General features: G+C 50.4%; 14 protein-coding genes. All 14 read left to right on the top strand.

Features of this window, described 5'->3' with window-relative positions:
• Positions 1-5: 5 nt before the first annotated feature.
• The 14 genes from AC3WTP_RS22645 (at position 6) to hisIE (ending at position 13,412) form a co-directional block, all read left to right on the top strand.
• Positions 6-1,127 carry an ABC transporter ATP-binding protein gene (locus AC3WTP_RS22645; RefSeq protein ID WP_492396886.1) on the top strand — a complete coding sequence of 374 codons (1,122 nt, stop codon included), beginning with the start codon at positions 6-8 and terminating at the stop codon, positions 1,125-1,127.
• A gap of 284 nt (positions 1,128-1,411) precedes the next feature.
• Complete coding sequence (gene hprK / locus AC3WTP_RS22650; protein WP_492396887.1) at positions 1,412-2,350, top strand: HPr(Ser) kinase/phosphatase; 939 nt, start codon at positions 1,412-1,414, stop codon at positions 2,348-2,350.
• 33 nt (positions 2,351-2,383) lie between these two features.
• Positions 2,384-3,466 (top strand): prolipoprotein diacylglyceryl transferase, encoded by a 1,083-nt coding sequence (gene lgt / locus AC3WTP_RS22655; RefSeq protein WP_492396888.1) that lies wholly within the window; start codon positions 2,384-2,386, stop codon positions 3,464-3,466.
• Entirely contained in the window at positions 3,466-4,128 is a 663-nt protein-coding gene (ppaX, locus tag AC3WTP_RS22660) for a pyrophosphatase PpaX (RefSeq protein WP_492396889.1), read from the top strand. Before lgt ends, ppaX begins: the two co-directional genes overlap by 1 nt.
• On the top strand, positions 4,115-4,621 hold the full coding sequence (locus AC3WTP_RS22665; RefSeq protein WP_492396890.1) for an acyltransferase: 507 nt from the start codon (positions 4,115-4,117) through the stop codon (positions 4,619-4,621). The genes ppaX and AC3WTP_RS22665 overlap by 14 nt, the downstream gene beginning before the upstream one ends.
• 267 nt (positions 4,622-4,888) lie before the next feature.
• Complete coding sequence (locus tag AC3WTP_RS22670) at positions 4,889-6,094, top strand: polysaccharide deacetylase family protein (RefSeq protein WP_492396891.1); 1,206 nt, start codon at positions 4,889-4,891, stop codon at positions 6,092-6,094.
• 368 nt (positions 6,095-6,462) lie between these two features.
• The gene (locus tag AC3WTP_RS22675; protein ID WP_492396892.1) at positions 6,463-7,704 is read left to right on the top strand and encodes an ATP phosphoribosyltransferase regulatory subunit; all 1,242 of its coding nucleotides are present in this window, start codon (positions 6,463-6,465) and stop codon (positions 7,702-7,704) included.
• A 63-nt stretch (positions 7,705-7,767) separates the two neighbouring features.
• Positions 7,768-8,397 (top strand): ATP phosphoribosyltransferase, encoded by a 630-nt coding sequence (gene hisG, locus AC3WTP_RS22680; protein ID WP_492396893.1) that lies wholly within the window; start codon positions 7,768-7,770, stop codon positions 8,395-8,397.
• 19 nt (positions 8,398-8,416) lie between these two features.
• The gene (gene hisD / locus AC3WTP_RS22685) at positions 8,417-9,709 is read left to right on the top strand and encodes a histidinol dehydrogenase (RefSeq protein ID WP_492396894.1); all 1,293 of its coding nucleotides are present in this window, start codon (positions 8,417-8,419) and stop codon (positions 9,707-9,709) included.
• A 108-nt stretch (positions 9,710-9,817) separates the two neighbouring features.
• Positions 9,818-10,429, top strand: coding sequence for an imidazoleglycerol-phosphate dehydratase HisB (hisB, locus tag AC3WTP_RS22690; protein WP_492396895.1), 612 nt, complete (start codon positions 9,818-9,820; stop codon positions 10,427-10,429).
• A 3-nt stretch (positions 10,430-10,432) separates the two neighbouring features.
• Positions 10,433-11,059 carry an imidazole glycerol phosphate synthase subunit HisH gene (hisH, locus tag AC3WTP_RS22695; protein ID WP_492396896.1) on the top strand — a complete coding sequence of 209 codons (627 nt, stop codon included), beginning with the start codon at positions 10,433-10,435 and terminating at the stop codon, positions 11,057-11,059.
• Positions 11,060-11,146: 87 nt separating this feature from the next.
• Positions 11,147-11,884 (top strand): 1-(5-phosphoribosyl)-5-[(5-phosphoribosylamino)methylideneamino]imidazole-4-carboxamide isomerase, encoded by a 738-nt coding sequence (hisA, locus tag AC3WTP_RS22700; RefSeq protein ID WP_492396897.1) that lies wholly within the window; start codon positions 11,147-11,149, stop codon positions 11,882-11,884.
• 23 nt (positions 11,885-11,907) lie between these two features.
• Positions 11,908-12,666, top strand: coding sequence for an imidazole glycerol phosphate synthase subunit HisF (gene hisF, locus AC3WTP_RS22705; protein WP_492396898.1), 759 nt, complete (start codon positions 11,908-11,910; stop codon positions 12,664-12,666).
• A 44-nt stretch (positions 12,667-12,710) separates the two neighbouring features.
• Positions 12,711-13,412 (top strand): bifunctional phosphoribosyl-AMP cyclohydrolase/phosphoribosyl-ATP diphosphatase HisIE, encoded by a 702-nt coding sequence (gene hisIE, locus AC3WTP_RS22710; RefSeq protein ID WP_492396902.1) that lies wholly within the window; start codon positions 12,711-12,713, stop codon positions 13,410-13,412.
• Positions 13,413-13,616: the final 204 nt, after the last annotated feature.

Raw genomic sequence — 13,616 nt, forward strand, 5'->3', positions numbered from 1 at the left:
TAACCATGGCAGGCGTACGCTTAGAACATGTTTACAAGAAATACCCAGGATCTGATAAAGCAACAGTAATTGATATCAATCTCGACATTCAAGATAAGGAATTCCTCGTATTGGTTGGTCCTTCCGGTTGCGGTAAGTCCACAACACTGCGTATGATCGCAGGTTTGGAGGAAATTTCAGAAGGTAGCCTGTACATTGGCGACCGCCTTGTGAACGATGTTGCTCCTAAAGATCGCGATATCGCGATGGTATTCCAATCCTATGCGTTGTATCCACATATGAACGTGTACCAAAACATGGCGTTTGGTTTGAAATTGCGTAAATTCAAGAAAGACGATATCGACAAGCGCGTTAAAGAAGCTGCACGCATCTTGGACATCGAGCATTTGCTTGATCGTAAACCGAAGGCACTCTCCGGTGGTCAGCGTCAGCGTGTTGCTCTCGGCCGTGCGATCGTTCGTGAGCCTCAAGTATTCTTGATGGACGAACCGCTCTCCAACTTGGATGCTAAACTTCGTGGTCAGATGCGTTCCGAGATCACGAAATTGTCGAAGCGTCTTCAAACAACTGTTATCTACGTAACGCATGACCAGATCGAAGCTATGACGATGGGTGACCGTATCGTAGTTATGAAAGACGGTATCATCCAACAAGCAGCTTCTCCAGAAGTATTGTACGGACATCCTTTGAACATGTTCGTTGCAGGTTTCATTGGATCTCCTACGATGAACTTCATCAACGGTACAATGTCTGAAGTTGGCGGCGATGTTCGCTTCAAGGCTCCAGGACTGGACGTAGTAGTACCAGCTGGTAAAGCACAATCCTTGAAAGAAAAAGGCCTGATCGGCAAAGAAGTTATCCTCGGCGTTCGTTCCGAAGATATCCATGAAGAGCCAGTATTCTTGGAAGCTTCCCCTAACAGCATCTTCACAGCTACAATCGAAGTTACAGAGAACATGGGTCATGAAATGTTCCTGTACCTGAAAGGTGTAGGCAGCGATACAGTTATCGCTCGTGTTGACGGCCGTTCTACTTCAAAAGAAGGTCAAAATGTGAAGCTCGCAATCGATATGAACAAAGTTCATGTATTCGACAAAGATACTGAATTGAACGTATTCGAAAGCTAATCATTCTTCTAATAGAAGCTCGGTGCCCTAGGCATCGAGCTTTCTTGCATATATGGAGATATCCATTTTATTACTTATGACAATGAGAGGTCATATGGACACAGGATCCGTTATGTGCTGCTAAAACGCTGTGAAAGATTAGGCTGTAAGAGCTGCATTGCTTTCAGCGCCAAATTTAGTTACGATATCTACTATATATAAGCTTGTGCATCATGGTTTTTTTTGTAAAAGTGCAATGCAGTTCATGGATAAAGGTGTACATCATAGAGAAGGAGTGGGTGAGGATGGCTAAGAAGGTGAAGGTAGCCGAATTGGCTGAGCAATTTCATCTGGAAATACTGGCGGGTAAAGAAGGCATGAAACGCATCATTACGGTTGACGATCTGCATCGACCGGGGCTCGAGATGGCAGGATTCTTCGATTATCATCCTACAGAGCGAGTACAGATTCTAGGCAAGACAGAGTTGACCTTCTTCGAGACGCTGCCTGAAGAAGCGCGCAAGGAGCGTATGCGTCACTTTGTGTCGCCAGACTTGCCATGTGTCATCGTAGCTCGCGGTTTAGAGGTCGCACCAGAGATCACGGAGATCTGTGAAGAGCAGCAGATTCCGCTGCTTCGTTCTCAACTGTCTACAACAACCTTATCCAGCCGCGTAACTGGCTTCTTGGAGCGCAAGCTTGCTCCGACAGCAACGATTCATGGCGTATTGGTGGACGTGTACGGCGTAGGGATGCTGATTACCGGCGGAAGCGGGATCGGTAAGAGCGAAACGGCACTCGAGCTTGTAAAACGCGGTCATCGTCTCGTCGCGGATGATGCTGTCGAGATTCGTCAAACCTCGGATAACCAATTGCACGGATCAGCGCCTGAGCTGATACGGCACTTGCTGGAAATTCGCGGAATCGGTATTATTAACGTAATGACCTTGTTCGGGGCAGGAGCGATTCGCAACAACAAGCGGATCAGCGTCGTTATTCGTCTTGAGAACTGGCAGCAGGACAAGCAATACGATCGCCTTGGATTAGATGAAGAAACGACACGCATTCTGGATACGGATGTTCCGCTTGTAACGGTACCCGTACGTCCAGGACGCAACTTGGCTGTTATTATAGAGGTAGCAGCTATGAATTATCGATTGAAGCGTATGGGCTATAACGCTGCGCTCCAGTTCACCAACAAATTGACGGAACAGATTAACGAAGATACCGAAGATTTTGATTAAGCGAATTGAACGCGCACGAAAAGGAGAGGTTATATGGCAAATATGCTATTGGACCCGATCGCATTTAAGATTGGGCCGCTATCGGTATATTGGTATGGACTAATACTAGGCTTGGGTGCTCTTGCGGGGCTGTTGTTGGCTATGCAGAGAGGGAAGCGATTTGGGCTATCTTCCGACTTTTTCATTGATATCTTATTAGTTGGTTTCCCATCCGCATTGATCGGCGCACGAGCGTATTATGTCGCATTCAAATGGGATGACTACAAGGATAATCTGCTGGATATCTTCGCGATCTGGGAAGGCGGAATCGCAATATATGGCGCCCTGATCGGTGCCGTTATCGGTGCGCTCATCTATCTGCGAGTCAAGGGCTACTCGTTCTGGAGAATTGCAGACATATGCGCACCTTCGCTCTTGCTCGGACAGGCGATTGGCCGGTGGGGAAACTTTGTCAATCAAGAAGCTTACGGTGGACCGGTATCGGAATCATTCCTGCGCGATACTTTGAATTTGCCTGACTTTATCGTGAATCAGATGAACGTCAACGGGATATTCCATCATCCGACTTTCTTATATGAATCCATCTGGAACATTGTCGGCGTAGTATTGCTAATAGTGATCAGCCGTCTGCCTAAGGTCAGAAGCGGCGAAGTGTTTATGGGCTATCTGATCTGGTACTCTGTGGGCCGCTTCTTTATCGAAGGGCTGCGCACCGACAGCTTGGCTTACCATGGCACTGAATTTGTAGCATCCGTAGTTAACGCACTCTGGGCACCGATGACCGTGCTGTTTGAACCAGGATACTTGGACCCAGCGTATGGCAATGTAAGGATATCACAGTTGGTGGCGATTGGATCGATCATCGCGGGCATCCTATTTATTGTCATCCGACGTGTGACAGTGAAAACGCCGGTATATTATAAGGATCCGATCGTCTCCTCGCGTGTGAATGCGCCTGCGACAACGACTGCAGCAGCTGTTGAAGTGCTTGCCGATGTGCCTGCCGCAACATCAGAGGATAAGAATAATAAGGGTTCACAGGTTGACACCAAGACAACCGACAGCAACCAGAACGTTGCTGAAGATGACAGCAAGAAGAAGGAGCAAGAAGAGTAATGATTCAAACGGTTCTGTTTGATCTGGATGGTACGATTATGGATACGAATGAGCTCATCATCGATACCTTCCTCCATGTGCTCAGAGACATTGTACCGCCGCCGTTCGCGCGGGAACAGATTATTCCGACCATGGGCTTAACGCTGGAACAGCAATTGCGGGGCTTTGCGAAACGAGAGGATGTTTCCGATCTCATCACGGCATACCGTAAATACAACTTAGAGCGACATGATGAGATGGTCAAGCCATTCCCATATGTAGTTGAAGTGCTTCAGAATCTGCGTGATGCGGGGATTCAGCTTGGAGTTGTCACCACGAAGGTTCGGTTGACAACGGAACGGGCTCTGAAGATGTTTGATATGTACGATGTGATGAATGTGATCGTGACTGTAGACGACGTGACGAATGCGAAGCCGCATCCTGAGCCTGTACGCAAGGCGATGGAGGCCCTGGGCGCTAATCCGTCCCAAACCTTAATGGTTGGAGACAGTCCGGCTGATATAGTGTCGGTCAATGCTGCTGGAGCTATGTCCTGTGCCGTAGCTTGGTCGCTTAAGGGTGAGCAGGTGCTGGAGCAGTATAAGCCGCGGCACATCATTCACGATATGCGAGACTTATACGCAATCGTCGGATTGGAGCATGACAAAGGTGCGAAACGTTGAACGCTATCCTGTTGAAGGATCGAACAGCTTATGGCAGATCTATCGCACAGTCAGCCCGCTCAAGGGAATGAAGAACTTCATCTTCATTCAGCTGGCGCGCTACTGTCCTCATTTGCCGACGAAGAATTGGATATACCGCCATATGTTAAGGGTGAAGGTGGGCAAGCATACGGCTTTCGGCTTGATGGCAATGGTGGATGTGTTCTTTCCTGAGCGTATTCATGTCGGGGATAATTCGATAATTGGATATAACAGTACGATATTAGCGCATGAATATCTGATTCATGAATATCGTCTTGGAGATGTCAGAATTGGCAGCAATGTATTGATTGGCGCTAATTGTACGATCCTGCCTGGTGTTACGATTGGCGACGGTGCCATAGTAGCCGCTGGATCAGTGGTTCATAAGGACGTTCTCCCTGGACAAATGGTAGGAGGCAATCCGCTGCGCGTCATACGGGAGGCAGTAGATACAGCTGTTATTCGTTCATAATGTAAGGCTAAGCAGGCAACAGAGGGATGTCGATCTGACGAGATTCAGAGCCATCCCTCTTTTACTTGCGAAAAGATAACTTTACATATCAAAGTGCTATAAGCACTGAATCCTAATCCCTTTGTGCCATCGGTATCAGCTGGTACAGCACAAGGGATTTAACTATTTTACGATAAGTTTTTTTGAAGTGAAAAATAACATATGACAGCAATTCAAGAATATGCTAATTTTGTAATTGTGATCTATTACATTTAAATGAGGGATAAGATGAGGGTTAAATATTTATTAGCTGTGCTGGCGCTGCTTCTGGCCATTCCTTGGCAGAGTCAAGTAGTTGAAGCTGCTAGTGCCTCTTACGCTATTCAATGGAAGGATAAGCAATGGGAAGGCGCTGGGCCGATCAAGCGCAATGATGAATGGTATATTCCGGCTGCAGTATTGAAAGATGCTTATGGAATAGACATAAAGTCCTCTGAAGGAGGAGTGCTGCAATTAGCTTCCACTGCGGAAACGAGTCCTGCCTTTCATTATCAACCTACTTATTATCAACAAGAAGTCATCACCATCATGTACCATAATATAGAGAAGAACCCTACTGACCCAAGCTTTTTATCGACTAAGCAATTTGAAGAGCAGATTAAAGCAATGCAGGCGGCGGGCTTTCATTTCATATCGATGGAAGATTATGTTCAGTTTATGTTGAATAAGAAGCCGATTCCGAATAATGCGGTGCTCATTACCTTTGATGACGGCTATGAAACATTCTACACAGAAGCTTATCCTGTATTGAAAAAATATAACGTACCTGCAACCAACTTTGTTATCGTGTCAGCCGTAGATAATAAGACAGGACGCAAGAAGCTGACGTGGGACCAGATGCGCGAGATGAAAAAGGAGGGTTACAGCTTCTACAGCCACACTTATAATTCTCATGCATACAAACCAATTAACAGCAAAGGCGTGACCAAGCCGATGCTGACCCATCAGCTGTATAATGAAAAGACAAAGAAGGTTGAAACCAGAGGGCAATATCTAGAACGAGTCAAGGCAGACCTGTCAATGGCCGAGAAACGATTGAAGGAAGAGTTAAATAATACTTATGGAGTCATTGCATTTCCATATGGAGCTGCTAACAAGGATGTATTGCAAATAGCAAAGGATCTAGGCGTGAATGTTACGTTTACGGTTAAACCCGGGATTAATAATATCAATACTCGCAACGGCTTTCGCGTGAATGGCGGCAATCAGAAGATTAAGACAGAAGATCTGATTCGGCAGATGCGCAATCGTGGAGTGAAGCAAAAGAAGAAAGTAAAAGAGCAAGTTCAATGGAATGGAGTTCCGGTAGAGTTTAAATATAAGCCATTTATAGCTTCTGGACGCTGGTACTTATCAACGAAGGAACTTGAGAAGCAGTTCGGCTTAGTGATCAAAATAGATCAGAAGAACAAAGTTATCACCTTGTCACCGTAATCATACATGAATTATAGATGTTATAAGAGCATATGAGCAGGATCAGAAAGCGTCCAGCGCCCGCGAAAGCGGGCGCTTTTTTTAAGGTAAACAATTGATGCAGCGTCACAGTAATGACGTTAGATAAAAGTTCGAGATAATAGTAAAACGGGTAATAAGAGTAATATGGTCTATGTCGCTGGAACATACAGAGATACATTGAATTTTGAATTAAAATATGGACTTTGGGACAACTAATGGAGGATTGACGGTAAAGGGAAGGCGTGATAAGATACTTTTAATTTCTTTTACCTGCTAACAAGGTAATATGTTATCACTTTAATGTATTAAATCAATAGACAATAAGCATGGTATACGAGGTGAGGCAGTTGTCGAAACCAAAAATGTTTGAGAAGCCTTCCGGTGTGCGTGATTATTTGCCGGAAGCTGTAATAAAGTTGCGTACGATTGAACGGCAGGCTCTGGATTGCATGTCTCGCTGGGGATATGCGCAGATCGTGACACCGACGATGGAATTCTACGAGACAGTTGGGATGGCTAGCTCGACTTCAGATCATAAGCTGTTTAAATTGCTTAATCAACGCGGTACGACGATGGTGCTGCGCTCCGATATGACATCGCCGATTGCTAGAGTTGTTTCTTCCTTGCTGCAAGATGAGATGTTTCCTATTCGGTTATCGTATCATGCGAATGTATTCCGTTCGATGGAAGAAGAAGCGGGACGAGAAGCTGAATTCTATCAGACAGGCGCTGAGCTGGTTGGTGATGGAACGCCGGAAGCCGACGCCGAAGTAATTGCGCTCTCGATCGCCTGCTTAAAGGCGGCAGGTGTGTCTCGGTTTAAAGTTGCGGTTGGACATCATCAGTTTCTCGAAGGACTGTTCGAGCATATTCTCCCAGGCCAGAAGGATGAGCAGGCACGGCTGAAGCAGTGCCTCGTTCATCGCGATGTGGTTGGATACCGAGAGCTCGTCAGCACATTCTCTCTTGGACCAGAGCTGTCCGACAGGTTGCTGGACGTGCTGCGACTGCGCGGGGGCGAGTTGACCTTTCAAGCGGCAAAGCAGATCGTGGATGAACCGTTGGTTCATTCCTCTATTAAGCATCTGGAGCAGGTGTGGGAAGTGTTGAAAGCATACGGAGTCAGCGAGCATCTGATGCTGGACCTGACGATGGTCGGAGATTTTTCTTACTACACAGGGCTCATATTTGAAGGATATTCGGTGGATCTTGGCTTTCCTGTGATGAGCGGAGGCCGTTACGATAATCTGCTGCAGCAGTTTGGACGCCCTGCTCCAGCAACTGGCTTCGCATTGAAAACGACTCGGCTGGTCGATGCGATCCGCGCAGAAGAACAGACCGAAGCGAGCTTGCCGATACTGATTCAGTACGACGCGCTTGGCCGAGTGGAAGCGTTGGCTGAAGCGTCACGGCTGAGGGAAGCGGGTCAGATCGTCATCACGCAGCGAGTGGATACGAATGGACAGTACCATGCGGTGAGCCGACATGATGACCAGACGATATGGTGGAGCGGCAGGAAGTTGAAAGACGCGATTGCGTATGCAGGGAGTACAGGTGAGCACATTGGAAACGGAATAAATAGAGAATAACAGCGTGTTAGATAGAGACGGCGGTAAGATGCGTGCTCTATAACAGCAGAGAGGAGAGTTAAGATGGATGACTGGTTGAAGGTAGCGATGCCGAAAGGCCGTATCTATAAGCGTGCCGCCGTTATGCTGCGCGAAGCTGGTATTCCGGTACCGGAGGATGAAGATGAGTCACGGAAGCTCATTATGGATATCCCGGAAGCGAAGCTGCAATTCATTATGGCGAAGCCGGTTGATGTACCGACCTATGTGGAGTATGGAGCAGCCGATGTAGGTATTGTCGGCAAGGATGTTCTCATGGAAGAGAACCGGGATGTATACGAATTGCTGGACTTAGGGATCGCGAGATGCCGGATGTCAGTGATCGGCTTGCCGGATTGGAAGCCGGTTATGCATCCGCGGGTTGCGACGAAGTACCCGAATGTGGCTTCGCAATATTTTCGAGAACGCGGACAGCAGGTGGAAGTTATTAAGCTGAACGGCTCAATCGAGCTGGCGCCGCTCATCGGTCTTGCCGACCGGATCGTCGATATGGTGGAGACGGGCAAGACGCTGAAGGAGAACGGACTCGTTGAGATCGAGGAGATGTTCGGCATTACGAGCAGATTGATTGCGAACCGAGTAAGCTACCGGATGAAATATGACACGATACAAGATCTGTGCGACCGATTGCAATCGCAAATACCGGCGCGTTGATGAGAGGGGAGCGAAGAGGATGCGAATCGTAAAGGCAGCGGACTTTCAGTTAACACGAGAAGTAGATTATGGGACAGCGGAGCAGTTGGAGGCCGTTAAGCGAATAGTGCGGGAGGTGCGGGCAGAAGGCGATGCCGCACTGTTCCGCTATACTGCGCAGCACGATCGATTCGAGCTGACAGCCGATACGGTGCGCGTGAGTGAAGCGGAGATTATGGCAGCTTATGAGGAAGTGGAGCCAGGCTTCGTAGAAGCGATTCGCGCGGCGGCGGTGAATATCCGCGCCTTTCACGAGAAGCAGAAGCGGAATTCGTGGATGGAGCTTCAGCCCGACGGCTCGCTGCTCGGTCAGATTCTTCGTCCGCTGAAGCGGGTGGGCGTCTATGTGCCGGGTGGGACGGCGTCCTACCCGTCCTCGGTGCTCATGAACGTGATTCCGGCACAGGTGGCTGGTGTGCCGGAGATCGTGATGGTCACGCCCCCTGCGACCGGCGGTCGCGCGGGCATTGACCCTTATATCCGCGTCGCCGCTGCGGAAGCCGGCGTGAAGGAGATGTACCGCGTCGGCGGCGCTCAAGCGATCGCGGCCCTCGCATACGGCACGGCAAGCATCGCGCCGGTGGATAAGATCTGCGGGCCGGGCAACATCTATGTGGCGCTGGCGAAGCGGGAAGTGTTCGGGGCGGTCGATATCGACAGCATCGCCGGCCCGTCGGAGATCGTCGTGCTGGCCGATCAGACCGCGGACGCCGCTTATGTGGCGGCGGATCTGCTCTCTCAGGCCGAGCACGACGAGATGGCTTCCGCGGTGCTCGTCACGGATAGTGCCGAGCTCGCGGAGCAGGTAAGCCGGGAGGTGGCGGCACAGCTCGCCCTGCTCCCGCGCCAAGCGATCGCCGCCAAGTCGATTGAGCAGTACGGCGCGATCATTATCGTCGATTCCATCGACGAAGGTGTCGCGCTTGTGAATCGACATGCGCCGGAGCATCTTGAGATCGTCACCGAGGACCCGATGAATCAGCTCGCCGGCATCGAGAATGCCGGGGCGATCTTCCTCGGCAGCTACAGCTCGGAGCCGATCGGAGATTACTTTGCTGGTCCTAACCACATCATCCCGACCAATGGAACAGCTCGCTTCTCGTCGCCTGTGGATGTCGACATGTTCATAAAGAAGTCCAGTCTGATCCGCTACAGCAAGGAAGCGCTGCTTCGCAACGGCGAGATGATTATGACGCTCGCTCGTCATGAAGGCCTGGAGGCTCACGCGCGCGCGATTGAAGTGCGCTTGAAGCAAGAGGGCGGGAAAGGCTGAGCAGCAGTGTCCAGCCACTTATGGAGAGAACGAGGCATCATTAACGAACTTAATCAATCAGCTGAATGGAACTATAGATAAGATGAACGATATATGAGGTGGATGGACATGCAGACTAATGAAGCCAATGCTCGCCTGCGTGAAGCAGCGATTGAGCGCAAGACCAATGAAACGGATATTTCCCTCTCCTTCGCGGTTGATGGACAAGGGAAGAGCGAGCTTAGCACAGATGTACCGTTCTTGAACCATATGCTGGACCTGTTTACGAAGCACGGTCATTTTAACTTGAACGTACAAGCAACGGGTGATACGGAGATTGATGACCATCACACGGTTGAGGATATCGGCATCTGCTTAGGTCAGGCGCTTCGCGAAGCGCTGGGCGACAAAGCGGGGATTAAGCGCTACGCTTCGGTATTCGTGCCGATGGATGAGGCGCTGGCTCAGGTTGTGATCGATATTAGCAACCGACCGCACTTCGAGTATCGGGCGCAGTATCCTTCGGCGAGAGTAGGCAGCTTCGATACGGAGCTCGTACATGAATTCCTGTGGAAGCTTGCATTAGAATCCCGCATGACGCTGCATGTCATCGTACACTATGGCCAGAACACGCACCATATGATAGAAGCGGTATTCAAGGCGCTGGGTCGCGCATTAGATGAAGCGACTAGCATTGATCCGCGCGTGCAAGGAGTCCCTTCGACGAAAGGAGTGCTGTAAACGATGATAGCCATCGTCGATTATGGAATGGGCAATCTGCACAGCGTGAGCAAGGCAGTGGAGCGGCTTGGCGTCCAGACGATGGTAACGTCTGACCCGCAAGCTTTAGCCGCTGCGAATGCCATTATCCTGCCGGGTGTCGGGGCGTTTGGAGATGCGATGCAGGCGCTTCATGCAACTGGCTTGGCTGATGTGCTGAAGAAGCTGGTTCAATCGGGAAAGCCCTTGATCGGCATCTGTCTGGGCATGCAATTGCTATTTGAAACAAGCGAAGAGCATGGCGACCATGGAGGCTTAGGATTGCTGCGCGGTCGCGTCGTTCGATTCAAGCCAGGCGATTACAAGGTGCCGCATATGGGCTGGAATGAACTAAAGTGGAAGCAGCCTGAACATAAGCTGGTGAAGAGCTTGGAGGAAGGTTATGTGTACTTCGTGCATTCCTATCATGTGCTGGCGGACGATCCATCGGATGTAGTGGCGGTATGTGAATACGCGGGCAGAGAGGTTACAGCTATCGTCGCGCGCGACCATGTATACGGCATGCAGTTCCATCCTGAGAAGAGCGGTCAGCTTGGTATGAAGCTTCTCCAGCAGTTCTTACACATGATAGCTGTAAACCAAGCGGTTTAGATCGCAACGCGATTGCAGCGTGCTAAGTGTGCTAATTATGCTAAGTGCACGATAAGAAATGAGGGTTAGGGAAGGGGTGTTGATCATATGACAGCTAAGTTTACGATATATCCCGCCATCGATATTCGCGGCGGTAAATGCGTTCGGTTAGTGCAAGGGGATTACGCCCAAGAAACGGTATATCATGATCAACCGGAAGAAGCAGCCGCGGCATGGGCCGAAGCAGGGGCTGAATGGATTCATCTGGTGGACTTGGACGGAGCGAAAGAAGGCCGCCCGGTGAACGCTGATCTTATCGGACGTATCGCGAGCAGAGTCAGTGTGCCTGTGCAGGTAGGCGGAGGCTTGCGTACGGAATCCGATGTGGAACGACTGCTGGAGCTTGGCGTATCTCGAGTGATTCTCGGCACAGCAGCCATTGAAGATCGCGCTTTCGTCGAACGCGTGCTTAAGCAGTATGGCAAACAGGTTGCCATCGGTATCGATGCGCGCAACGGCTATGTCGCGACTCGTGGATGGCTGGAAACATCGGAAGTTCAGGCAGAGGTGCTGGTGCGCGAATTAGCGGATAAAGGCGCGGAGACCTTTATCTTCACCGACATTTCACGCGACGGTATGATGAAGGGGCCGAATATTGAAGCCATCGCTGCGCTCGCTCAAGCATCGGGCAAGAGCGTTATTGCCTCGGGCGGTGTAAGCACGCTGGCCGATCTGGAAGCGCTGGCGGCTCATGCACAGGATGGGGTAGGCGGAGCTATCGTCGGCAAAGCATTGTATACTGGAGCGATTGATCTGCGAGAAGCCATCAAGCTGATCGCAAAGTAAGCAGTAGCGAGGGGGAGAGCCGAATGTTGGCTAAGCGAGTCATACCATGCCTGGATGTAAAGGACGGCCGTGTTGTTAAGGGCGTTAACTTCGTACAGCTTCGAGATGCGGGTGATCCTGTAGAGCTGGCGGCCCTATATGATCAGGAGGGAGCGGATGAGCTCGTATTCCTCGACATTTCCGCCTCCGTTGAAGGCAGAGCAACGATGATTGATGTGGTGCGCGAGACAGCGGGCAACATCACCATTCCCTTTACAGTCGGCGGAGGAATCTCGAGTACGGATGACATGATGCGCCTCCTAAGAGCCGGCGCGGATAAGATCGGTATTAATACGGCTGCTGTGCTTCAGCCGTCCTTGATTGCGGATGGGGCCCGCCGCTTCGGCAGCCAGTGCATCGTGGTTGCGATCGATGCGCGATATAACGCGGAATGGGCGGATTGGGAAGTGTACACGCACGGCGGACGCAAGCCGACCGGCATCCACGCGGTAGAATGGGCAAAGCGTGCGGCTGAGCTTGGAGCGGGGGAGATCCTGCTCACAAGTATGGATGCTGACGGCACGAAGGATGGCTTCGACATCGCGCTGACACGCGCGGTAACAGAAGCGGTATCCATCCCTGTCATTGCTTCCGGCGGAGCGGGGACGGCGGCTCACTTTGAGCAGGCATTCACGGAAGCGGGTGCGGATGCGGCATTGGCGGCGTCGATATTTCACTATAAAGAGATCTCCATCGCAGAGGTGAAGGACGATCTGCGGCGTAAAGGAGTGGCAGTGCGATGAGCGCGGAACGAAGCAGCAGAGACAATCAACAGGAATCGGGCAGCATGTGGTCCGGCGAAGCGGCACGCTCCTTGATCGCTCAGTTGACTTGGAACGAGCAAGGCTTGATTCCAGCAATTGTTCAGGACGCCTCCACTCATGAGGTGCTGATGATGGCCTATATGAGCCCTGAATCACTGAAGCGGACATGCGAGCTTGGCGAGACGGTGTTCTGGAGCCGTTCGCGACAGTCCCTCTGGCATAAAGGCGCAACATCCGGTCATACGCAGCGAATCGTATCTATGGCGGCGGACTGTGATAAGGATACGCTACTCATTGAAGTAGAGCCTAACGGGTCTGCCTGCCACACGGGAAGCACTTCGTGCTTCTATGAAACGATGGGCGGCGTCGCTATTGGGGCTGGGCGTCAGAATTCAGACGCTTTAGGAATACTGCGTGATCTGGAAGCGATGATTGCAGACCGTGAGCGCGAGCGGCCGGAAGGCGCATATACTACTTATTTATTTGAGAAAGGGATCGATAAGGTTCTTAAGAAGATCGGGGAAGAGTCGGCGGAAGTTATTATTGCAGCCAAGGGCTCAGACAAGCAAGAGCTAATTGGAGAAACAGGCGATCTGCTGTTCCATGTGTTAGTGCTTCTCAGAACTGCAGGCATCTCGCTGGAAGAAGTGATGTCAGAATTAGAACATCGCCACAACGCTCCGCGTCGCGATACCTATAATAAGTCCGGCAAGATCAAGTCATAAGGCGTCGTTCATCATATACAACAAGCTGAGCCTTCGAATTTCCTATCCGTGTACATCGGATAATAGGGAGTGAGAGGGCTTTTTTGCATGAGACAGACGAGCCGCAAGAATTACAACATTTTAATATATGACGGATTGTAATATGAAGTGCGACAGCTAAAAAAATAAGCCCATGAATGGATTCGTGTAAAATGGAAGTTACCA

Source organism: Paenibacillus sp. EB106-04-04-XG159 (assembly GCF_058791835.1).